This window comes from Chromobacterium piscinae (assembly GCF_021129175.1).
GTDB lineage: Bacteria > Pseudomonadota > Gammaproteobacteria > Burkholderiales > Chromobacteriaceae > Chromobacterium > Chromobacterium piscinae.
Genome location: NZ_JAJOHV010000025.1, coordinates 59612 through 80412 on the forward strand (window position 1 = coordinate 59612; position 20801 = coordinate 80412).

21 protein-coding genes are annotated in these 20801 nt (G+C 54.4%); 16 read left to right on the forward strand and 5 right to left on the reverse strand.

The genetic code is table 11. The annotated features are described in order from the left end of the window. Window positions 1-17 precede the first annotated feature (17 nt). From trbL to LQR33_RS09105, 11 genes are all read left to right on the forward strand, one after another. Window positions 18-1652 (forward strand): P-type conjugative transfer protein TrbL, encoded by a 1635-nt coding sequence (trbL, locus tag LQR33_RS09055; protein WP_231468545.1) that lies wholly within the window; start codon window positions 18-20, stop codon window positions 1650-1652. 88 nt (window positions 1653-1740) lie between these two features. Next, window positions 1741-2460, forward strand: coding sequence for a VirB8/TrbF family protein (locus LQR33_RS09060; RefSeq protein ID WP_231468547.1), 720 nt, complete (start codon window positions 1741-1743; stop codon window positions 2458-2460). Window positions 2461-2492: 32 nt separating this feature from the next. Continuing rightward, on the forward strand, window positions 2493-3383 hold the full coding sequence (locus tag LQR33_RS09065) for a TrbG/VirB9 family P-type conjugative transfer protein (protein ID WP_231468549.1): 891 nt from the start codon (window positions 2493-2495) through the stop codon (window positions 3381-3383). 9 nt (window positions 3384-3392) lie between these two features. Continuing rightward, window positions 3393-4796, forward strand: coding sequence for a TraB/TrbI/VirB10 family type IV secretion system protein (locus tag LQR33_RS09070; protein ID WP_231468551.1), 1404 nt, complete (start codon window positions 3393-3395; stop codon window positions 4794-4796). A gap of 323 nt (window positions 4797-5119) precedes the next feature. After that, the gene (locus tag LQR33_RS09075; RefSeq protein WP_231468553.1) at window positions 5120-5488 is read left to right on the forward strand and encodes a hypothetical protein; all 369 of its coding nucleotides are present in this window, start codon (window positions 5120-5122) and stop codon (window positions 5486-5488) included. 135 nt (window positions 5489-5623) lie between these two features. Beyond that, window positions 5624-6031 (forward strand): hypothetical protein, encoded by a 408-nt coding sequence (locus LQR33_RS09080; RefSeq protein ID WP_231468555.1) that lies wholly within the window; start codon window positions 5624-5626, stop codon window positions 6029-6031. Window positions 6032-6114: 83 nt separating this feature from the next. Further along, on the forward strand, window positions 6115-6867 hold the full coding sequence (locus LQR33_RS09085; protein WP_231468557.1) for a ParA family protein: 753 nt from the start codon (window positions 6115-6117) through the stop codon (window positions 6865-6867). Window positions 6868-6917: 50 nt separating this feature from the next. Beyond that, window positions 6918-8210 (forward strand): ParB/RepB/Spo0J family partition protein, encoded by a 1293-nt coding sequence (locus LQR33_RS09090; protein WP_231468559.1) that lies wholly within the window; start codon window positions 6918-6920, stop codon window positions 8208-8210. 157 nt (window positions 8211-8367) lie between these two features. After that, window positions 8368-9192, forward strand: coding sequence for an FkbM family methyltransferase (locus tag LQR33_RS09095; protein WP_231468561.1), 825 nt, complete (start codon window positions 8368-8370; stop codon window positions 9190-9192). Window positions 9193-9210: 18 nt separating this feature from the next. Further along, window positions 9211-9705, forward strand: a complete 495-nt coding sequence (locus LQR33_RS09100; RefSeq protein WP_231468563.1) for a putative pterin-binding protein — start codon at window positions 9211-9213, stop codon at window positions 9703-9705. Next, window positions 9702-11486 (forward strand): ATP-binding response regulator, encoded by a 1785-nt coding sequence (locus tag LQR33_RS09105; RefSeq protein WP_231468565.1) that lies wholly within the window; start codon window positions 9702-9704, stop codon window positions 11484-11486. Before LQR33_RS09100 ends, LQR33_RS09105 begins: the two co-directional genes overlap by 4 nt. Window positions 11487-11589: 103 nt before the next feature. Here LQR33_RS09105 and LQR33_RS09110 read toward each other — a convergent pair whose 3' ends face one another. From LQR33_RS09110 to LQR33_RS09130, 5 genes are all read right to left on the reverse strand, one after another. Continuing rightward, entirely contained in the window at window positions 11590-12084 is a 495-nt protein-coding gene (locus tag LQR33_RS09110; RefSeq protein WP_231468567.1) for a hypothetical protein, read from the reverse strand. Further along, window positions 12081-12716, reverse strand: coding sequence for a hypothetical protein (locus tag LQR33_RS09115; RefSeq protein WP_231468569.1), 636 nt, complete (start codon window positions 12714-12716; stop codon window positions 12081-12083). Before LQR33_RS09115 ends, LQR33_RS09110 begins: the two co-directional genes overlap by 4 nt. Next, entirely contained in the window at window positions 12713-13264 is a 552-nt protein-coding gene (locus LQR33_RS09120; RefSeq protein ID WP_231468571.1) for a PAAR domain-containing protein, read from the reverse strand. Before LQR33_RS09120 ends, LQR33_RS09115 begins: the two co-directional genes overlap by 4 nt. Before the next feature lies 1 nt (window position 13265). After that, window positions 13266-13676 carry a PAAR domain-containing protein gene (locus LQR33_RS09125; RefSeq protein WP_231468573.1) on the reverse strand — a complete coding sequence of 137 codons (411 nt, stop codon included), beginning with the start codon at window positions 13674-13676 and terminating at the stop codon, window positions 13266-13268. Window positions 13677-13857: 181 nt separating this feature from the next. Further along, window positions 13858-14775 (reverse strand): response regulator, encoded by a 918-nt coding sequence (locus LQR33_RS09130; RefSeq protein WP_231468575.1) that lies wholly within the window; start codon window positions 14773-14775, stop codon window positions 13858-13860. A gap of 443 nt (window positions 14776-15218) precedes the next feature. On the opposite strand from LQR33_RS09130, the gene LQR33_RS09135 reads away from it, so the two are divergent. From LQR33_RS09135 to LQR33_RS09155, 5 genes are all read left to right on the forward strand, one after another. Further along, on the forward strand, window positions 15219-16724 hold the full coding sequence (locus LQR33_RS09135; RefSeq protein ID WP_231468577.1) for a DUF5710 domain-containing protein: 1506 nt from the start codon (window positions 15219-15221) through the stop codon (window positions 16722-16724). Between the two features lie 96 nt (window positions 16725-16820). After that, entirely contained in the window at window positions 16821-17036 is a 216-nt protein-coding gene (locus LQR33_RS09140) for a hypothetical protein (protein WP_231468579.1), read from the forward strand. 238 nt (window positions 17037-17274) lie between these two features. Further along, window positions 17275-17808, forward strand: a complete 534-nt coding sequence (locus LQR33_RS09145) for a KfrB domain-containing protein (RefSeq protein WP_231468581.1) — start codon at window positions 17275-17277, stop codon at window positions 17806-17808. Window positions 17809-17872: 64 nt separating this feature from the next. Next, window positions 17873-19201 (forward strand): KfrB domain-containing protein, encoded by a 1329-nt coding sequence (locus LQR33_RS09150; protein ID WP_231468583.1) that lies wholly within the window; start codon window positions 17873-17875, stop codon window positions 19199-19201. 66 nt (window positions 19202-19267) lie between these two features. Further along, entirely contained in the window at window positions 19268-20743 is a 1476-nt protein-coding gene (locus tag LQR33_RS09155) for an ankyrin repeat domain-containing protein (protein ID WP_231468585.1), read from the forward strand. The last annotated feature ends 58 nt before the right edge of the window (window positions 20744-20801 follow it).

A 20801-nucleotide genomic window follows, 5' to 3' on the forward strand; every position in this document is an offset into this window, starting at 1 on the left:
AAACCGGGAGTATCTTAATGCGATCACTGACGTTGATTCGCTCTAACACGCGGTTGGCTTGCCTTGACATGCGAAGGGCTGGCACCTCGCAGACATTGTTGGCCGCGGCGGTGTTACTTGTATTGTTCTTATTCTATGCTCATCCGGCATTGGCCGGCACGCTAGACAACATCAATAACCTTTACAAACCCTTCAAGAGTTCTTGGCACACGCAGATCAAGGCTTACGCCGAACGTTTGTTCTGGCTACTCGTATCGGTAGACATGGCATGGCACGGCATCCTCATCGTTCTGGACAAAGCTGACGAATTTAAGTCAATCACCGTTTCTCTAATCAAGAAAGTATTTAGTATTGGGTTCTTCTATGGGTTGCTGAAATTTTCCGATACCTGGGTACCGGCAATTATCGACTCACTTTCTCAGATTGGGACGACAGTTGGAGGGTCTTCTGCGACACCCGATGGTATCTTGGTGGATGGCATGGAAACGGCCATGACTATCTACGGTACGATGAAAGACCTGGGAGTGATGGAGTCAATCTCCGTTGGGTTAGCCATCGTTCCGTGCGCTATTTTGATCTTCTTTTGTTTCCTCATCGTTGCGGGTCAGCTCTTGATCACCCTGGTCGAGAGTTACCTGGTGATTGGTGCGGGGACAATCATGCTGGGCCTAGGCGGCTCACGCTGGACAACAGAATTTACTTCCAAATACCTTCAGTACGCATTCGGGGTAGGCGTCAAGCTCATGATGATCTACCTAATCGTTGGTGTGGGCAAAGGGATAGGTAGCGGAATTACCATCGACCAAGACAACCTCATCGAATCTTGCTTGACCGCATTGGGGTCTGCATTCATTTATGCCTTCCTTTCCCTGAAAGTAGGATCAATCGCTAGTGGGATGCTAACTGGTGCATCCGCACTAAGTGGCAATGATGCGTTTGGTACCGCAATGGGCGTTGCTGCTGGTGGGGCCGCTGCGCTGGGGGGGGCAATGGCAGCAGGAGGAGCTGCGGTCGGCGCCGGTGCCAGTGGTTTTGGGGCGGCGCGCGCCGTTGGGGCGGGGTTCCAAGTTGCACAAGAGTCTGGCTTGCGTGGTGCCGCCGCCGGTGCGGCAGCATTCGGCCATGCCGGTGCGGCCATGGCACGCGAAATCGTCAACAGCTTCGGTGGAGGTGTGAAGGAGTCGCTGGGTGCCAAGGTTGACCAGACATCTGGAGCGAGGGCAGCGCAACAGCTGCTTGGTAGCCTTGGCGGGGGTATGGTGCCTGTCGATCCCACTGCAGGGGCCGCGGGTGGCAGTGACGCCACTGGTCCTATTGCTGAGGCGGGAGCTTCGACGGGGGCTCCAAATTCAGGTGGCTCCCCGGCTGCTCAAGCATCGAGTGCTAGTGCTGCGCCGAGTTCCTCTACTGGTTCTACTTTCACACCCTCTTCAGCAGGTATGGGTTCGTCTTCTGCCAAGAGTTCTCCGACCGGTGATGCTAGCTCGGCGGCTGTGGCACCGAGTTCTTCCCAATCAAATTCAGCAAGCAACGGGACGACGGAACGCCCGTTCCATCAGCGGATGGAGGATCGCTTCCAAAGCGCGAAAGGCTTTATGCCTGATGATGGCGGAACGGGAAGTGTCAATATTCCAATGAATCATGTTGAATAGGTTATTGCCTGATTCTCATATTGGCGATAACATTGTTATTCAACATTTCAACATATGATTTATTTTCACCAGTGAAAATGGGGTGAGTATGGGATTCTTCAGCAAGAAAGAAAAAAGAACAACCGACGGAGCTGGGGATGCTTCCTTGCCCGCGGCCGCAACTCCTTGGGCTGCGGCACAGCAGGCTTGGGATGACAGGATGCTGCGCCTGGCTATGCAGGTTCAGAACTGGCAACGCGCATTTATGATTATGGCCGGCATTACATGCCTTTCGGTCGTGGGGATTGCCTATATCGGGTCCCAGTCCAAGATCATCCCGTACATTGTGGAAGTCGATAAACTCGGGCGTGCCCTTGCGGTACGCGCGGTCGACGGGGAGGAGGCCAAGATCGATCCGCAGCGCGCAATGTACCGTGAAGTGATCGATTTCTTCGAGGACGGACGTACCATCATTGGTGACAACGCTGCGATGAAGAAATCGCAAGGTCGCATGTGGGCCAAACTGCCGAATGACTCGGCATGTCGTAAATATATTATTGATGAATTTGCGAAAAAAGATCCATTCACCCTCAACCAGAGCATGACTGTCACGGCAACCGTCAAAACAGCGCTCAAGCTTTCCAACAAGTCCTGGCAGGTGGAATGGGAAGAACAGGCATACACCCTCAAGGGTGAAGCCTGGGGGCCACTGGCACGTTACAAAGCAAATATCGAGACCAAGATGACCCCGCCGGCGGATGAAAAGACAATCCGCATTAACCCGTATGGGTTTTATGTCACGACCTGCAGTTGGACCAAGCAGCTCTGAAATTTACGCGATTAGGAATCAGGAGAGGTGTTATGCGCAAGTTTGTGTTGATCGTCGGTCTTGCGACCAGCTTGCTTAGTAGCTTGGGCGTGGCCGCGACTACGAAAAAATTTCAGACCTTGGACGCTGCGATTCTGGACCAAGTCAAGCAATGGCAGCAAACCGGGAAAATCAAGCCCATTATGTCCGATGACGGGAAGCTAATTTTCCCGTTTGGCGAATACATGCCAAAACTCGTTTGCGGCACGTTGCGCGCCTGCGATGTTGAGTTGGAGCCTGGTGAAAAAGTCATGGGGGACGTGCGTGGCGACACCAAGCTCTGGGACATCGACAAGGGTAAGTCGATGATCGATGAAAATCAGGACAAAGTTGTAACCCATGTAATCTTCAAGCCGAAATTAAACGGCATTAAATCCAACGTCATTATCTTCACCAACCGACGCACTTACCACATTGAGCTCATCTCTCCTCAAACTGAGGGGGGCGCATATATGAACCGGGTCGGTTTCTACTACCCAAACAAGCTGGTCGACCGCTGGGAAGAGGAAGAGGTGGTGGCCGCGGCGAAGAAAAAGGAAGATGACGACCGTACCATCGCTGAATTTCCATCAATGACTGTCGATAACTTGGATTTTGACTACAAGATCACCGGATCCGACCCGCGAATTACTCCCGTGCGCGTGTTCAACGACGGCACCCGAGTCTGGGTTCAGTTCCCGCAGTTGATGACAAAGACCGAGGCTCCGAGCCTGTATTTGTTGGACGAAAAGGGGGATATGCAGATGGTTAACTTCCGCCCGGTCAAGGGCGGCTACTTTGTCGTCGACAAGTTATTTGATCGAGCACAGATCGTCTTGGGTCCGCAGGGTGAGTCTTCCAAGGTTTCCATTGTCTGGAATAAGACCAAAAAGTGGTGGTGGTAAGGATCGATTATGAGTGAACAAAATGTACAAACACCGCTAATCGATGCAGCGCCAGCGCAAGGGACCAGTTTCGATGCTGCGCCTCAACGATCGGCAGGTGCTATATCAGGTTCCCTGAAAGGGAAGCCCGGTAATTTCAAACAACTCAGTCCCAAGGTCAAAAACGGCGGCATCGCCATTGGCATGCTGATCGTTGGCATCATTGCGGCCTCCATCATGAATATCGACAACAGCCCACCGGCCCAGGGGCAGCAGCCGAAGCAAGAAAATAATGGGCCTGTTGAGGCCACTACGCCAGAAAAAGTCGATAAGAACCCGAATGGGGTGCCATCTGCAAGCAACCCAGTGCCAGATGCTTCGGATCCGTTGGGTGACCCGGGAGCGAGAGCCACGGCATCTGCTCCTGCAGGGCAATCTGTGGCCGGCCAGGGACAAGGACCCGCTGGCGGTGTTCCTGGGATGGGCAACAACCTCACACCTGGCGGAGCGAGCGGTCAAACCGGGCCGAGCTGGGAAGAACAGCAACGGCAGTTGGCCAAGACACGACGCCTGGATATGTTGCGAGGCGCGATGGAGTCGCCGCTTTCATCTAATCCTGGTGGCGCTCGCGATGCTGCGGATCCGCGAGGCGATGAGACTCGCGCAGCGGCCGCCGTTGCACCGGTGGCCGGAGGTGGTGCGATGCCAGTCAATCAAGTGCAAGCGGCTGCCGGCGACGACCAGAATAAGCAGATCCGTAAGGAACAGTTCTTGAAACAAGCCCAGGATGAGGTGATTAGAGGCTATCTGCCAGAGACCGTGCGCAAGCCCATCTCGGCCTATGAGATTAAAGCGGGTTGGTTGATCCCTGCCATCATGGTGGGCGGTATGAATTCGGATCTGCCCGGGCAGTTGCTAGCTCAAGTGCGCGAGAATGTATACGACTCGCGGTCCGGCCGCTATTTGCTGATTCCCAGTGGTTCCAAGTTGGTCGGGACCTACGATTCGCAAATCGCTTTTGGCCAGTCCAGAGTGTTGGTCGTGTGGAACAGGGTGATCTTCCCGGATGGGACTGAGCTGTTCCTGCGCGGTATGCCCGGTACTGATCAAGCCGGGTTTGCGGGGCTGACTGGCGATGTAGACAACCATCTATGGCCGATGTTCCGGGCTGCTGTGTTTATGTCGGTAATCACCGCCGGCGCGCAACTTTCTCAGCCGCAGCAGAGCAATAATTCCAATTCCAGTAACAACAGCAATAACCCAACGCCGGCTTCCACTCTGATAGCGGCGCTGGGGCAGCAGCTCGGACAGGCGGGTAGCCAGATGATTCAACGCTACCTGCAGGTGCAACCGACAATTACTACCCAGCCTGGTCAGCGTTTCAACATAATGGTGACTCAGAACATCGTGTTTCCGCAGGCCTGGAAGCGGTAACAAAAGAGGGATGCCAGGGGGCTAGGGTGCCCCTGGCATCTAAGCTGGCATATTTCGAAACACCACGTCTACCACGTACACAGTGAAATTATCGGTTGTGGTTCTACTCTGGGGGAGTGCGTGGCACACCAAAATTGCACCGCGCGCAACCAGTTGTTTGCTAAGTCGGGAGACCACTGGTGGCCAAAAATACGGTTTGGATGGGCTGGCCAGCATGGTAAGACTAAAAATATACTTTGCAGTCTAGCCTAAAATTCTTTATGCTTTAATGCAACAGAATGTTTTCTGCAATTGATCAGGAACATTGATAAAGAAGACCGGCCATGACAACAGAAGCTGAATTCGTGCAAACGCGCTGCCCCGCTCAGATCATCGTCTACCTAAAAGGTTTGGCCATGCTCCGATATGGGACCCTTGTTCGCATGAACGACGACATGCTCCGTAAATTTCTGCTGAGTCAGCCCTGGGCGGCTGAGCCACCACTGAGTTGGCGCACGCCAAGGTCCGCACAGACCAATGCCGGCCGAGATGCGCCGGCGCAGACGGGGTGGAAGACGTTCAATATGCAGATGTCCCCAGATCTCAAGCAAGAGATCGCCCAGAAGTGCGATGAACTGGAGGTCTCGATGTCCACCTTCTGCTACACCGCGATCTTCTGGTGGTGTAAGTATATTTTCCCGCCCCAGAAGTGAGTTTAACCGACACCCGGGCCCCGCTAAAAGCGGGGCCTTTTGCTTCCTATTTTCACCAGTAAAAATTATAGCAATATATATTGCAAAATCGCGCCGTCATGGTATTATGAAATCATATTGACAGGAGGCCCAAAGATGGCGCGGAAGAAAGAGCCGACAACCGGTATCACATTGCGGCTGCCGGATGTGATGTTGCGCCGGTTTCACGAAATGGCTGCCACTGTTACCCTGAGCACAGGCGGAAAGGTATTCGTCACGCCTCAGGACATTATGAGGGACTGGTTGCAACGCTATTCTGGATCTGTCGCTGAGGTTGTTGACAGGCTTAGAGTCAACCAGGGGAAGGAGGCAACGACAGGTATCACGCTACGGCTCTCTGACTCGCTGTTACGACGCTTCCATGAGTTGGCGGCCAACGCGACGCTGAGTACTAATGGCGGTCTTGCGGTCACTGCACAAGACGTTATGCGGGTATGGCTAGAGAAACATCCAGGGTTGAAGGATGGCAGTACGGGGCAACCGCAGGTAATACCAAACAACTGACTGGTGGTTTGCGTGGTGCTGGGCGGTACCTGCAGGCCAATGACAAAAACTCGTTCTAGGTTCAACGCAATTAGGGGTGAGGCATGAAAATTACCACGGTAATCAACCAGAAAGGTGGAGTAGGGAAAACCACACTGGTTTTTAACTTGGCAAAGCGTTCTGTCGAAGAAAACCTGCGCACACTAGTCATTGATCTCGACACTCAGGGGAATGCAAGTCAGATCCTGACAGGTGACATCGGCATCAATCGCATCTTTATCAATGGCTCAGATGAGCTGTTCTTGCCCGAATTTAACGGCATTAACCCAACCAAGACCGCGCATGGCATCGACCTGGTGCATGGCCATAAAGGCATCGATCGGATCGATAACGTGAGAGAAGTCGAAGAGCTAGCCTATTCTGCCACACTCCGACAACGGATTCGGCAGCTACCATACGACCGAGTAATTGTCGACACTCCGCCGGCAATTGGCGTGCGCCATATGGCCCCGCTGTACTGGTCAGACCAAGTGGTAATTCCGCTCGAACCGGAGCTCAGTTCCCTCGCCGGCCTCCAGGATGTGATTGCCGCAATTGACCTCGCGCGGCCGCTTAATCCTGGTCTTCGCTGGATGGCTGTGCTCAACCGCGTCAAAAAGGCCTCCAAATCGCATCGAGAGGTGGTAAAGGCTGTCGAGAAGATGTACGGCAACGCGGTCGTCAGTGAGTTGACCGACCGTGTGGCCGTGACCGATTCGCGCCAGCAAGAAAACCCCCAACCTGTCTGGAAGTTCCGAGGGGCGGATAAACGTCTTCGCGAACTTTGGCACGGGTTCTGCTCCACAATTGTCTGCTAAACGGCTCATCGAAAAGCTTAGAGACCCTCTGATTTTAAGGACACATATTTATGAAAAGCGCTCTTGACAAGATGGCCGTTGCTGCTAAAACCGCCAATGCGGCCCGGGGTGAATTGCTCCGTCCGATTCCGCTGGATAAGGTCCGCTTTGATCCGAACCAACCACGCCAAGACTTTCACACGATCGACGGTGAAGTGGCCGATGACGTCATGCAGGGACTGCAGGAGTTGGCGGATGATATTAAACAGCAAGGCCTGATTCATCCGATCACCGTCTGCGAGATGCCGGACGGTTTCTATGAAGTCGTTGTCGGCGAGCGACGGACGCGTGCAAATCTGCTCAATGGCGAGACGGAAATTCTGGCGAAGATCCGTAACGATCTGATTAGCGGCACTGCCCGCAAGCTCTATCAGCTGGCTGAGAATATCCAACGCCAAGACCTGAACGAGCATGACCAGGCCCGGTTCATTCACGAATTGGTCAAGAGCGGAGAAGTCCAGAAACAAGATCTGGCTAAAGCGTTCAAGAAGCAGCCCGCTTGGGTCACACGTTATCTGTCCTTTGCGGATCCTATCCTGCGGGTGAAGTGGGTAGATCCCGGCTACGTTTCCAAGGCTTGGATGTTGTATGCTCTAGTCCAGCTTCCGCAGCACCTGCAGGACGAAGCGATGCAGATGTGCAAAGAAAACAATGTGGAACTGACGTCTCCGCAGTTGAAAGCGCTGGAGGCCCGGGCGCGTAATGAAAAACGTCGTGAGGCGGAAGTGGCCGCGGCCAATGCCTCGGCAGCAGCCGATGCGAATGAGCATGCCAAAGGTGATGCCGACCACACCGGGACAGATCGCGACGCAGCCAAATCGAGTGCCATTGCTGCACTCCTGGACGAAAGCAGCGCTCCGATTAACGGGAAGGAAGATGACGATGGCTATGTTCCGCCTGCGGATCAGTTAACCGCGCTGCGGGATACCCCTGCCAATCTACTGGACAAGACCACGGCCAAGCAAAGCCAGCCGTCTTACCAGGGTGACAACCCGGTTAGCGATTTCTCTGGCCACAGCAGGGTGAGTACGATGAACCAGATGCCGGCGGCTGCGACTCAAACCGTAGCCGCGCGGATTTCGTTACAGCAGCTGGTGACCCTGCAGAGCAAGCTTCGCACCGAAATGTTTGACCTTGGCGCGAAAACCGAAAAGCTTCCAGTTGATGTGCGGTTCGACGATGCGCTGCTACGCCTGATTCTGAAGGAACTCGGCGTAGCAGATGCCACCGATCTTCCTCAAGCGGTGCTTCCGCTGAAACTCATCGAGGTCGCCGATCGCCTGACTCGGGCAGAGCACGCGTGATGTGGGTCCGGCACCAGGTGCTGCCGGACTTTGAAACAACTCAGAGACAACAACCCTTACCATGGGTAACGGTCAAGACGTGATAACTCGCTTATCACGTCTTTCCTTTTAGTAGATACAAAGCGTGTAAGACATGTGCTGGCAATCACGAGGCAAATTGAAGACAAAGACCCCATCTCCTGCCTATGCCAAGATGGTAAAGAAATGCCGTCATTTCGGGCTCCAGCAGAAGATCCGTGAGCGCTGGGCCCTTGACCCTATATTTCCTGAACCCAATGACCAGGAGCGCGCGTTTTTTCAAGAGCTGGATTCGATGCGACACTCGTCGCTCATCATCGAATCAAGTGGGATCCGTGTCCGGCTCGGCCCAGACATCCCGACTTGGATTACCTATCTGTTGTTATGCGATGCTTACGAGCATGGCGATATTCGTCTGATTGCAGACTACGTGCGACCTGGCGAGCGGACACTAGTAATCGGAGGAGGTATTGGTGTGATCGCAGCGGAGATCGCCCAAAAAAGCGCGCTAGCCCCAACGATCATTGAGGCCAATCCTCTGCTCCTCGAACGCCTGAATGACACAGCCGAGCTTAACGGCGTAGCTTTCGATATCATTCATGGTGTGGTGCAACCTGGCTGCATTTCTGGGCTCGCGCCGTTCCATATCTCGGAGGAGTTTTGGGCCTCCTCGTTGCGCGAGGATACTTGGCGGAAAACCTCAACGGTCGAAGTTCCGATTGTGGACCTCGAGACGGTGTTGACAGCTCCCTACGACGTTGTGTTCCTGGACATCGAGGGAGCCGAAGTCGGTCTGCTGGAGATGCTACTACTACCTAAAACGGTGAAAACCCTTTTCGTTGAGATCCATCGTCCGCTGATTGGTGGACGGGCTGAGGCTGCTGTGATGAATCGGCTATGGGATCAAGGTTTCAAGCTGGTTGATTCGGAGGGATTAACCGGATGTTGGCAACGTATGTTATAAAAACAAGGAAGGAAACTTATGTTTCGATATTCTCGCCTGCTCGTAGGGACGGTATTGATGCTAGCGGCAACGTTGGCCATCGCAGACCCGCAAGCCACGATCTTGGTCGTTCAAGGGAAAATCCGTGTCTTCAACGATGCAAAGTCTAGCGAGTACCGCTTTACCGAAGAGCAGTTGCTCAAGTTGAAACAACACTCAATCGTGACGAAAACTACCTGGACCCCAACCTCTACATTTAGCGGGCCGGAGATCACTGAGATTCTGAATACTGTGGGGGCTCACGGCACCAAGGTCGATGCGATCACCTATGATGATTACGAAGTCACAATTCCACTCGACGATATCGCCAAATACCGGGCGATTATGGCTCATTCGATGAACGGAAAACGGTTGGAACGCCGCAATTATGGCCCATTATGGATCATGTATCCGGTGAGCAAATACCCAGAATTGCAGACGGTCAAATCCGACGCAAAGCTGGTCTGGCAAATCAAACGACTCGTGGTACGATGATGCAATCATTGCTCAAAAAAGGTGAATGGCGGACGTGGCTGATTTTTGTCGTTGTCGCCCTAATTTTACCCGCAGCCGGATTCTTCCACGCCAAGGATAGTGTGTTTTCGAAGCAGGCGCTGGAACAAGCGGCCGGCCCGGGAGAGGGCTATTACTGGGCGGCTTCCCAGTACCGCTATGCTATTCAACGCATCTACGGCGAAGCCGGTGCTTACACCTTGGGCGAAGAAAGCTGGTCTGATTTTCAGGAGGCCTACGATGTTCTGCAGTCTAAATTTCTCGTCCTCACCAATACCATCCCTTCCAAAGTCAGCGATAGGCCTGAATTTTCCGGGCTACTCGAACAGACCGCCACTATCATGGCAAAGATCCATGCGCAATTTCCAAAAGGCGAACACGATCCCACCGCAATGAAGGTGTTAAGGGCTGAGCTTCAACAATTGTTGCCAATCGGTTCCAAACTAGCCAAGGCGTCTCACGAAGTGGAAGTGACGTTGCGCGATCTTTCGATCGAACAGACTTTACGGCTGCGCAATATGGCGCTCGCGAGCTTGGTTGGGGTATGGCTTGCGTTGGTCGTTTTCTTGGCCAGGGAATTGGTGAGGGCACGCCGCCGGCAAGAAACAATCGAACTACAGAACGAGGCTATTCTGGCAGCTAGACAATCCCGTGACGAGGCCGAGCAGACAGCGCTGGCGCGATCTACCTTGTTGTCGACAGTCAGCCACGAAATTTTGACGCCATTGTCCACCATCCAGGGGGGCGTAGATCTTCTATCGGATACTGTGACCACACCGCGCGCGATACGTACTTTGTCGAATATCCGGTCGGCAGCAGAGTATTTAGGGAGACTGATGCAGGACCTTTTGGATATGGAGCGCCTGGATGCCGGCAAGCTGGTGCTCCGCCCCTCCGTGTTTGACCCACGCCAATTGGTCGTGAACGTGGCAGGTGAGTACGAGCGCGCAACAAAGGCTAAGGGAATTGCGTTATCGGTAGAGGCTACGGCCATGGTGAGCAGCATGGTCTATGCGGACATGACGAGGGTGCGCCAAGTAATCAACAACCTGGTTTCCAATGCCGTGCGCTATACGGACGAAGGAAAGATCCAGATCAAACTGGATCAGGAGCTGGGAACACCGGCTAAGTTGGTTGTCACGGTGTCGGATACTGGCGTTGGCATACCCGCTAATGAGCGCGAAACCTTGTTCGACCCGTTTATTCAAGGTAGTGCCGCCGGTAGAGGTGGAGCAGGAATGGGACTCTCGATCGTGCGCCGGCTGATCGCGCTGATGGAGGGAAGTGTCGAGCTGGCGGCGAGCGATGTGGGCAAGGGGTCCATGTTTATCGCCAAGATGCCGGTGACTATTGTTGACGATGATACCCGCGCGTTGCGCGAGTCATCCCCGCACACAGGGGAAGGGCAACGACTTTTGATCGTGGAAGATGATGATAACCTGCGCGAGATGCTGGTCGACGTGCTCCAATACTATGGGTTCAATTGCGATACGAGCCGCACCGGCGAGGGTGCTATGGGCAAGCTGAAAGATGCGCACTATGATGCAATCGTTTTGGATATCAAACTACCCGATCAGAACGGCTTAGAGATGTTAGACCGGCTAAGGATGGGCAACTCGGAGAACAAGGCAGTTCCGGTAATCGGCATTAGTGCCAACAAAGACAACTTCTTAGATGGGCGCTGTTCAATGCTGACGGCAAAGCTGACCAAGCCTTTTAGAAACCGAGTCCTTGTTGAAAATTTGATCCAGCTAGGGGCATGACCAGGATGAAGCCAAAAGTTGTACATATAGCATGTAACAGGACACCCTAAATCGGAGATCGGCGTTCGCCTCCTGATGGTGGACGTCTTCTCCATAACTCCTCTTAATCGCCCACCACGCCGTTTGTGTAAAACAACTTCCCGCCGCTTCGAGCCTCAAGCAGGTAACCATACCGGATTTTCTGAAACGATCCGCTGCGACCGATACCGTCGAAATTGTCGGCGACACACAGATACTGACGTCCATCTGCGTGCAGCCAGGCCCAGGATGCCAACTCGACATGGATCTCCTCCGGCTGAGCGGCCTTGGCACCCTTCAAGACCGCGGCCTTGGCGACAGGGTAGAGCTTCTCGCGGTAGAGGATGGCCGCGCCGTGCTTCGACCTTGCCACACCGACCCGGACTCCGTTGAACTGGAGGTACTCGGCGGTGTAGCCGGGGCGGAACGCGTCTTCCTGATTGATCTCGTGAGTCGGAATGTCCGTTACGGTAACGCCCGGCTGAGCCTGGTTCTCCAGGCAGCTCTTCACAACGGCATCAGAGGGCAGGGCGAAGGCCATCGTTGGGGCGAGGGCAAAAAGCACGCTGAGCCATCTCATTTGTATTCCTTTGCCCTAGTGAATTTCAGGTAGTCGGGAGCCTGTTGCCAGAAGATCGTGCCGCCGTAGGCCGCGGTGGACTCATAGACATGATCATAGCGATACAGCTCCTCTTTGTGCTCTAGGACCTTCCCGTTGACCTTCTTTTTCGTGATTTTGTACTTGATCACGAGCTTGCTGGACTCGTTGATGTCGTAGATGTTGTGAGCCACCTCGGTGAAGCGTATGCCTTGGCGGACCTTGAAATGCTTCTTGTAGTTGGACTTGATGTCCGCGCCATCCCAGAACCATGCACCGTTCGATTTATCCGGTCCGTTCGCGAGCGCGTTCTCAGCCGCGGCGATGGCCGTATTCATGCCCGCGTCGGCACGCACGTCCGCGTCCGACGCCTTCTTGAATTTTTGATAGCGCTTGTTGCCGTCGCCAACAACAAACGAGAATGAGGGCTCGCCGGCGGCAAACGCGGCCATGGTGGCGTAGCCTCTCGCATCACGCTGTCGTTTCAGCACGCTGGCCAGGGCGTAAATCTCATCGGCATCATCTGCCGTGGAGGCCTCACCATACGCCATGGCGGCAAGGAGGCGGGTTTCCGCCGCTATGGCTTTCGGCGCTTTTGCCGTCACTGTCGTCATGATGGCTCCGTCTCTCTGATGGCGGAATCGCGCTCCAACCACATCACATACTCGGACTCGCCACCGGGGATCACGGTCGATTTCCCGCCGGCAAAGGTTCCTTTATGCGCCAGCCGATCTTCGCCCTGGTACAGGTCGTAGCGATAGCCATCTACGGGATTACCTGCCTCGTCTTCCAGGCTGTACCAGTGCTCAATCACTTCTTCCCCGTCAACGCCGGCAGCGGCCAGGGCGGCGGTCGGCGCGCCAGCCAGTGCAGATTGGACACTGTGCGCGCCCGGCTCGTCCCCGACCGTGGCCTGCCCTTGGGTCGCGATCAACACCGCGCCGCAGGAAGTCTGCATGCCCTCGACGGCAACGTTTTTGCCCATGAAGGTGTAAGTTCTGGCGCCAGCGACGATGGTGAAAGTGGTTTTGCACTTAGGGCAAAACCCCTGGTGGCCAATGCCGGCCGCGCGCTTGCCGAACACGGTCAGCGTGGGGAAGGCCTCCAGCACGGTGCCACCATGCGACGTTGGGTCCCCCTCGCGAATAATCGGCTTGCCCATGTCAGACTCCGGACCCAGAGGCCGAAACATAGGCCGGATCCAGCAGGCCCTCAATGGGCGGCTCATCGGCATACTGCGTGATGGTGGCATCATCATGGTGCGGACCGGCGATGCGATCGCCATTGTTGAGCTCGCTGCCGACGAGGGCGATGGAGCGGTTATCCACGATGCCGGCGACGCCGGCGCCACTGATGATGGTGGCCTCGGTGCCGTCGGCGTAACGCACGGTGTCGCCCACCAGCGCGATGCGGTGAGCGCCCAACACGATGGGCGATGTCGCTAGCACCTGCCCACCCCACGCGGTGACGGAGGCGTCCGTCGCCACGGGATAGATGGCCAGGATCGGTCTGCCAGCCGTTTTGGCCAGCCAGTCGGCAACGAGGCGCTGCCCTTCCTCTGTCGTATGCTGCATGCCATTCCCCTGCAGTTGGATTGGGAAAAATGCCATCTTATTGGGTTAGGGATTTTCTACTTAGTTCCTCGCCCAAAAGACCAGGGTAGCAGCCCCTCACCTCCGCAGGCATTACGCGCACCTTACGCCAGCCGCTCAAACAGGCCCAACAGATCAGGTTGTTCGCTAGCACAGCCTCCAATCATGAAAGCTCGCGCAGATCCTTCTTTAGCTGAGCTACAACAAGCCGAAATGGCGGAGTTCTGACAGTCTTTTGGAAATAGCGGACGCCCAGCAGCTCAATCGCACGCTCGGTATCCGCTTCGCTGGCTTCGCCAGTCATCAGGATGATAGGAATTGCGGAGCCATTACGTCGGCGTATTTCTTGCATAAGCGCTTCAGTTGTTTCTCCGCGGCCCATTGACCAGTCGAGTACGAAGGCATCGTAACGGCGCTGCACAAGCACGTTGCGCAGCGCCTCAGTACGGGTGAACGTGTCGGCGATGTAGCCGGCCTGTTCCAGATAACTCTGCATGAGCTCCGCCGTTTCGGCTCGATCATCAAGTACGGCGATACGGTAAGGACCGATTCCAGGACCCAGCGCTAAATACGCATAAACGCAATGTCGAGGGGTATCGGCGGGGATATCCTGGACCGGACCTATCCACCAGACAAACTGAGCCGGGTCTTGCCAGGCGGCAATGAGTGTAGGCTGCCAGTTTGGCTCGCGAGAGATCCATGCAATGTATTCGCTGTTTTCAGGCGCGCCTACCATTCTTGCCGGCATGACAGTCACTTCATTATCGGGGAGGCGGTCGCACACCAAGGTCGTTTGCAATCCCAATCCCTGAAAAGCTATGCCTGGTAGATGCTGTTCACCAGAGATCGACTCTTCGCTGAGCGCGAGCAGATAATCGGAAGTGCAGTTTAACGCCTTAGCAACCTTGGAAACTTCTTCTAGGTTAAAGGCGATGAAGCCTTTCATCTTCCGGCCGGCGCTCGACGTGTCGATGCCAAGTAGATCCCTCAGCCACCCGCTCCGCTCTCGCTCGGTCACACCACGAAGATCCATCATCTGGGTAAGCCGGCTCAGAAACTGCGTTTTGAAGTCATCTATCATGGCGTTAGTCAGTGCATATGGTTAGCAAAGAATGCTATCAACAATCGCAGTTGATAGGCAAATTATGCACTACTTTCAGCGCAGCACGCCTCCGTCGACACGCTCACTTGTAAGTGTATGCATATAAGTTGTTAACTGTGCACTATAATTCACTTAGTCATGTTGCACAAAACGCATAATTTGTGCATAGTGTGCGTATAAATTGCAAATGCATGCTTTAACAATTGCATTCTGCGCCGCCTCTGTGCAAAATTGTCACACTAAGGCAATGCTATCGCTTTAAAGCTGGCATAGCATTCAGTTTTCTATAAGCAAAGAAATGGGCTTCGTCCCAAAGAAGACGTGTTCAATAAGTCTGTCCCGTGTTGCTACTTGAGAATGTGGCAGGGTTACTCACCGGACACAGCCGAAGAGTGATGGGAACGGCTGTTTTGGGGTATTAAATGCAAATTCAGTTTGGCTGTATGCAATGGAACTACAACAATGAAGGAGGAAAAATTGTTCCAGTCATTTGGGACGCCCTCCACGTTGTGAATCCGCACATGGCGTTCTGTGGGAAAAGTGGTTCCGGCAAGTCTCACCAGCTGAGACGTGCGGTTCATGCCGCCAGCCGTACATCTCAAACCCCCGTTCGCTTCCACATCTTCGATCGCCATGGCGACCTTCGCATTCCCGGAGAGTCCGCGGTTCGCTTCTCGGAATCCTCCCCCTACGGTTTCAATCCGCTTGAGGTAAATCCTGACCCTCACTTTGGAGGTGTACGCCGTGCGATTCAAAAATTCTTGGCGGGGGTCAATCGCACAGCGACGCACAAGCTGGGACCACTGCAGGAAGCCTTGATGCGTCGTTTGCTGGAGGAGTTATACGCCTCCCGTGGCTACAACAAAGATGATTACCGGACCTGGCTACCTGATGATCCGGCTGAAATTGCCGCCAAGATGTACGGCAAAGATAACCGAATCTTCCTGGATGTACCCTATTCCCAACGCGAGCGGGTTAAGGAGCTCGGAGCCCGCTGGGATGCAGACCTGCGGGCCTGGTGGGTCGAACGGGAGCAGTATGCCGGCGATCTACTGATGTGGGATCCCAAAGTCCTATTCAAGTCGAGCCCGACGCTGTCCGATGCAGTCGCCTTTGCCGAACGCAAGATGAAGGCGATATTTCTGGGCACTAACGCTGCGGCAATGGGGCACCTGGCCGAAGTGAATCGAGTGGCTGCGGCCGTCCATCGTTTAGCCATCAAACTTAACAAGGAAAGTCGGGACGACGAGCTCGAAAAACTGGGTAAGCGCCTGGACGATGCTCGGGAGAAAGCCCTCGCGTCCTATAAAGCCTACCTTCATACCGCAGAAAACGGGCGTGAATTAGACGAGGTGATCCATTATCGCAGCATGGATGTGATGACAAGTGTCTTCGAACGCTTGTCGAACCTGAACTCGATCGGGATCTTCCGCAATACGCCGCCACCGCATGATCCGGCAGCGCGTGTTTGGCGCTACGACATTAGCGCCTTGGAGTCTGACGAAGCCAAATTGTTTGTGCATTTTAAGCTGTCACAAATGTTTGACGATGCGCGACAACGAGGCGAACAACCGTATGTCCGCGACATTGCTGGCGTCGATGAGGCCGACATGTACTTTGACGATGACGAGAACAACATCCTCAATAAGATTGCCAAGGAGGCTCGTAAGTTTGGCCTAGGCCTGTGGGCGGCCTCTCAGTCACCGGCACATTTCAGCGAAGACTTCATCTCTAACTTAGGAGCCAAGGTCATCCTCTATATCGATCCGACCAAATGGGATGCCTCGGCCAAGAATTTGAAGATCGAACGCAAGAAGATAGAGCTGCTCCGACCGAAGTACAACGGCTTGATCCAGATCATCAATAACAATGATGTCAAGTCAACCTATAACCTGACCCTGTTCCCGAACGAGAAACAGTCAGCTTAGTTTCAACTGTTGATAAAGTGCTAAATTGCTGTTGACTTACTGATAATTTAGGTTGATAGTACAAGCACATTGGGCGTTTTCATTAGGAGTTTACTCATGGTGGTGCTGCAAGGTTATGTTCCCCCGGTATCGGTCAACGCTTCGGTATGTGAGGCAAAGACACAGTTCACTAACGATGATCTTCGTGCCGTCGAACTGGATCCGTCTGAAGTCCCAGAGGAGATGCGTTGCCAAGCTTTTACGCTTGGCACAGCCTTGCCCTGGTTCCAGATCATCAGTGAGCGGGCTGCCGAAGCCTTGCTCGACATGTAGTGGGGGACGCATTAGCAGCACACAAGCCATGAAGACCGCCGGCCAGAATTTTCACCAGTAAAAATTCAAGCCGGCGTTTTAGCATTTTTTTATCAGTTTAATGATAAATTTTGCCGTGTTTGGATAGAATGGAATTCTGCCGAGCGGCGCGAAGAGATCGAAAACTCTGTAGGTGTGAACCATCGCCGTCTGTGAGCAGCTCATGCCCTGTAGGTTAGGGCCAACAGGATCTAAACAGATGATGAACGAACATACCTTTAACGAGGTCGTTAAACATACACGGCTGTCTGACAAACAAATTGAAGCCGCCAAACTTGTCCTGGTAGAGGGTAAGCGTCCTGGTGAGGCGGCGGAATCCGTCGGCACGTTCCCGCAGCAAGTCTCTAGGTCAACCAAAAAAGTCCTAGAAGTCGAGCAGGAACTCTTGCGTGCCGGCAAACTGCAAAGTACAGGGCACCAGGCATTGGAAAAAGCGCTCGACGTGAGTTATACCCTAGCCGTCCAACAGGCACGCGAGCGTTGTGGCGAAGGCGGAATTATCAGCATTGCCGAGCCTAACAGGCAGTATGTCGGTGAGATCGTTTCAAAGAGCGATATGCACGTGGTGCAAAACGTCGGCCGCGATCAACTGGTCATTCATGAATCGGCCAAATTGGAGCGGGTTCCTACGCTGGGCTCGACGATGGATATCCGCTATGGCCAAGACTTGCGCCGGCCGGCGCAAGTTCAGGAACGAGCCAACGTGAATTCACGGGGAGGTCTGTCCCGTTGATTAGCGGCCTGCCTAGCAGGCCTCTTGCAGTGGTATCAATCACTTATTTTATGGAGGATGTATCATGGCAAGTCGCAAAGGAGGCAAAGTGGATGTGTCGTTCGCTGGCGAACAGCCGTTTACGGTTGCGGCGAAAGGCAAGGAACTGCCCTTCAACACGCTGACCGAGTTCCAGGTTTTCGCAGAAGAAAACAAGTTATCACCGGAAGCTATTGCATCGGTCAAAAAAGCGGTAGTACAACATTATGTGCAAATTGAGGAAACTAGCCCATTGTCCGCAGCACTTGGGGCGAACCTGCAGGCAGATAAAGGTGTCAGCGTTGGTCCGGACAGAGAAACACCGTTATACATCGTCAACCTGCCCTATAACCCGGACATCGTCAAAGCAATGCGTGCGGTGCCGGCGGCGCGCTTTGGCCAGGAAGCAAAGGCCTGGTTTGTTCCCTACGAAAGCCGCGCTGCACTCGAAACTGCGTTGCAAATGGCTGACCAAGTGCTTGGTCAAGTAGCCAGTGCGAAAGCAGCAATCGACGAGGAAGTTAAAACTTTGGCCAAGGAAGGACAACTGCAAGGGATTACTCAGGAAACCGCGCTGCGGGTAACGGGGTTTCATCGTCCGGAGTGGATATATGTCGGTCCAATCGTAGCGGCCAACGCGCATTATGTGGCGCAGTTAGCCGAGCACGATAAAGACGCGGCGACCGTGGTCATCCATCGGGCAGCAGACTTGCCAGAGCCAGTGTTCAAGGGCGACAAAGTTGCAGTGTCATATGACAGCAATGGCAAGGCTCAGCTGCTCACTCCTGAACAAGCTCAAACCAAATTCGCCAGCCTGGCCAACGAGCGTTTCCAAGCTACGCTCGGCAAGCAGGTAGACGGCATCACGGTATCCGAAGCAGCTGAAGGCATGGTGGTGAAGATGGATTACAGCCTGAAGGCGGCGACTATCCTCTACCGACTGAACAAGTATGGTGATGATGCCGTGAAGTTCCAGCGGGAGCAGGGCGCTTACCTGGTTTCTCGCGAAGCACTCGATAAGGATGGAGCACTGGATGACTTCAAACGCACCTTGCATGCCGCGCGGCGCGAACTCCGCGAAGAGAAATCGGCTCGCAACGAGATCGAACAGATCGCCGAGCAAAAGCTGACCGGGGCTAAGGTGCAATACCCGCAGGGCAAGGACGGAGAATTTCAGTCCGGCAAGATTGTTGCCGTGACTGATCGTTTTGTGTTGCAGGCCGCCGGCCGCGATTTCATGAGGGCGCATGATGCCTCTAAGTTAGCGGACGTGCCGGAAGTCGGCCAGACGGTCACGATCCGCTACGCAAAGGGCAAGGCAACCGTAGTGGACCGCAGCCAGGTGCAGGAGCGCTCGACGGGAATGTCGCGCTAGTTTTCACCAATGAGAGGGCTGGCAGCCGCTGGTTCTCCTCATAATTCTTTGTATAAGGTAATTAAGATGAGCACTGCCCAAAAAGATTTGTTTGAAATGCTCCACTCTGGCGATTTCGCCACGGCGCGCAAGCATATGGAGCTGCACGGCATTGACCCGAACATCAAGGACACTGCAATTGGCGGATTTCCCCCTTTGCTGTTTGCCGTCAAGGGCGACGACCTCGAGTTTGCCAAGTACCTGGTAGAGAAAGGGGCCGATGTAAACTGGAAAAGCAACGTGAGCCTGTTGCACGTGGCTCCGTCCGCCATCATGGCCGAGCTCTTGCTTGACGCCGGCGCAAAGGTAAATGTGGTCAGCAACGCTTCTCCGATCGGATCCGTGCAAAAGGGTACGCCGCTGCACTACGCGGTTTTTAACGACAATCCCGAGGTTGCCGAACTGCTTATCAAGCGCGGAGCCAACATCAATGCGATCGATGCCAACCGTCGCACGCCGCTGCATTATGCCGAGGCCCGGAGTCAGAAGATGGCGGCGATCCTGCTTCAGAATGGCGCCAATCCGGAAATGCGCGATCGCTGGAAAGAGACTCCGGCGGATCTGCGCAACAGCGTTGCCAACAAAGGCGAGTTGAGCGCCGATACACAAGCTCAAACGGCACAGTCGGTGGTCGAGCAGGCAGCCCTGGTGGAAAAGTCTGAAGAGGTGAAGTCAAACGTCCAAGACGCAGCCGCCCAGGTTCAATTGGGTGAAGGTTCAATCCGACCGGCCGTGCCGCGCCAACAGCGGCAAACAGCAACCCAATCCAGCCCAGTTGCGAACGGCACGCCAACCAAGGCTGCGGCAGCACAAGATGAAGACCTGGTCATCAAGAATGCCTCACCGCAACAAAAGACCCAAGATGAGCCGAAGAAGAAAGAGCCGCCGAAACGGTTGCATGGTGGGCAGTTCTTGGGCAACGAAAAAGGAGAATATCGGCGTATTGGCGAAGAGCGAGTTGCACTGTTCGACGACGGCGATCAGATCCGCTTCAACGACAAACAGATGGACACCTTCAAGGCCGGGGTTGAGTTGGCCAAGGAGAAGGGCTGGAGCGCCATCGAGGTACAAGGTAACGAGCGCTTCCGAAGGGAAGCCTGGCTGCATGCCCAAGCCTCCGGTATCGAGGTGATTGGTTATGATCCCAACGAGAAAGACCTGAAGGACTTGGAACAGCTGGTGCAGCGGCAGAAAGCAGATTCGATCGGGCCTGCTGTCGAGTCGTCGCTTGAGGATGCTAAAGACATTATCCTGGCCAACGGCAAAGGATACGTCGCAGCCAACGAAAAGGATGGAGCATACGCCGGAACCGTCATCGGCGAGACCGATCATCATGTGATAGTGATGGTGGACGGTCGCGCCGGCACGGCCACTGCGCTCCAGAAAGACAAACTGGATGGGCTAAAAGTGAAACCTGGCGAGGTCTTGAAAACGCAGTTCCGTGACGGGAAAGCGCTCAAGAAGGACAAGCCCCAGGCACAAACGCGCAGCTTGGCACATTAGACGGTTGCACCGTCGCTACGAAGGGGCGCAAGCCCCTTTTTTTGGTCAAAATCCAACA

Excerpts from the sequence above, each read along its gene's own strand:
- trbL (WP_231468545.1), top strand. The coding sequence starts at position 18 with ATGCGATCACTGACGTTGATTCGCTCTAACACGCGGTTGGCTTGCCTT.
- LQR33_RS09060 (WP_231468547.1), top strand. The coding sequence starts at position 1,741 with ATGGGATTCTTCAGCAAGAAAGAAAAAAGAACAACCGACGGAGCTGGG.
- LQR33_RS09065 (WP_231468549.1), top strand. The coding sequence starts at position 2,493 with ATGCGCAAGTTTGTGTTGATCGTCGGTCTTGCGACCAGCTTGCTTAGT.
- LQR33_RS09070 (WP_231468551.1), top strand. The coding sequence starts at position 3,393 with ATGAGTGAACAAAATGTACAAACACCGCTAATCGATGCAGCGCCAGCG.
- LQR33_RS09075 (WP_231468553.1), top strand. The coding sequence starts at position 5,120 with ATGACAACAGAAGCTGAATTCGTGCAAACGCGCTGCCCCGCTCAGATC.
- LQR33_RS09080 (WP_231468555.1), top strand. The coding sequence starts at position 5,624 with ATGGCGCGGAAGAAAGAGCCGACAACCGGTATCACATTGCGGCTGCCG.
- LQR33_RS09085 (WP_231468557.1), top strand. The coding sequence starts at position 6,115 with ATGAAAATTACCACGGTAATCAACCAGAAAGGTGGAGTAGGGAAAACC.
- LQR33_RS09090 (WP_231468559.1), top strand. The coding sequence starts at position 6,918 with ATGAAAAGCGCTCTTGACAAGATGGCCGTTGCTGCTAAAACCGCCAAT.
- LQR33_RS09100 (WP_231468563.1), top strand. The coding sequence starts at position 9,211 with ATGTTTCGATATTCTCGCCTGCTCGTAGGGACGGTATTGATGCTAGCG.
- LQR33_RS09105 (WP_231468565.1), top strand. The coding sequence starts at position 9,702 with ATGATGCAATCATTGCTCAAAAAAGGTGAATGGCGGACGTGGCTGATT.
- LQR33_RS09110 (WP_231468567.1), bottom strand. The coding sequence starts at position 12,084 with ATGAGATGGCTCAGCGTGCTTTTTGCCCTCGCCCCAACGATGGCCTTC.
- LQR33_RS09115 (WP_231468569.1), bottom strand. The coding sequence starts at position 12,716 with ATGACGACAGTGACGGCAAAAGCGCCGAAAGCCATAGCGGCGGAAACC.
- LQR33_RS09120 (WP_231468571.1), bottom strand. The coding sequence starts at position 13,264 with ATGGGCAAGCCGATTATTCGCGAGGGGGACCCAACGTCGCATGGTGGC.
- LQR33_RS09125 (WP_231468573.1), bottom strand. The coding sequence starts at position 13,676 with ATGCAGCATACGACAGAGGAAGGGCAGCGCCTCGTTGCCGACTGGCTG.
- LQR33_RS09130 (WP_231468575.1), bottom strand. The coding sequence starts at position 14,775 with ATGATAGATGACTTCAAAACGCAGTTTCTGAGCCGGCTTACCCAGATG.
- LQR33_RS09135 (WP_231468577.1), top strand. The coding sequence starts at position 15,219 with ATGCAAATTCAGTTTGGCTGTATGCAATGGAACTACAACAATGAAGGA.
- LQR33_RS09140 (WP_231468579.1), top strand. The coding sequence starts at position 16,821 with ATGGTGGTGCTGCAAGGTTATGTTCCCCCGGTATCGGTCAACGCTTCG.
- LQR33_RS09145 (WP_231468581.1), top strand. The coding sequence starts at position 17,275 with ATGATGAACGAACATACCTTTAACGAGGTCGTTAAACATACACGGCTG.
- LQR33_RS09150 (WP_231468583.1), top strand. The coding sequence starts at position 17,873 with ATGGCAAGTCGCAAAGGAGGCAAAGTGGATGTGTCGTTCGCTGGCGAA.
- LQR33_RS09155 (WP_231468585.1), top strand. The coding sequence starts at position 19,268 with ATGAGCACTGCCCAAAAAGATTTGTTTGAAATGCTCCACTCTGGCGAT.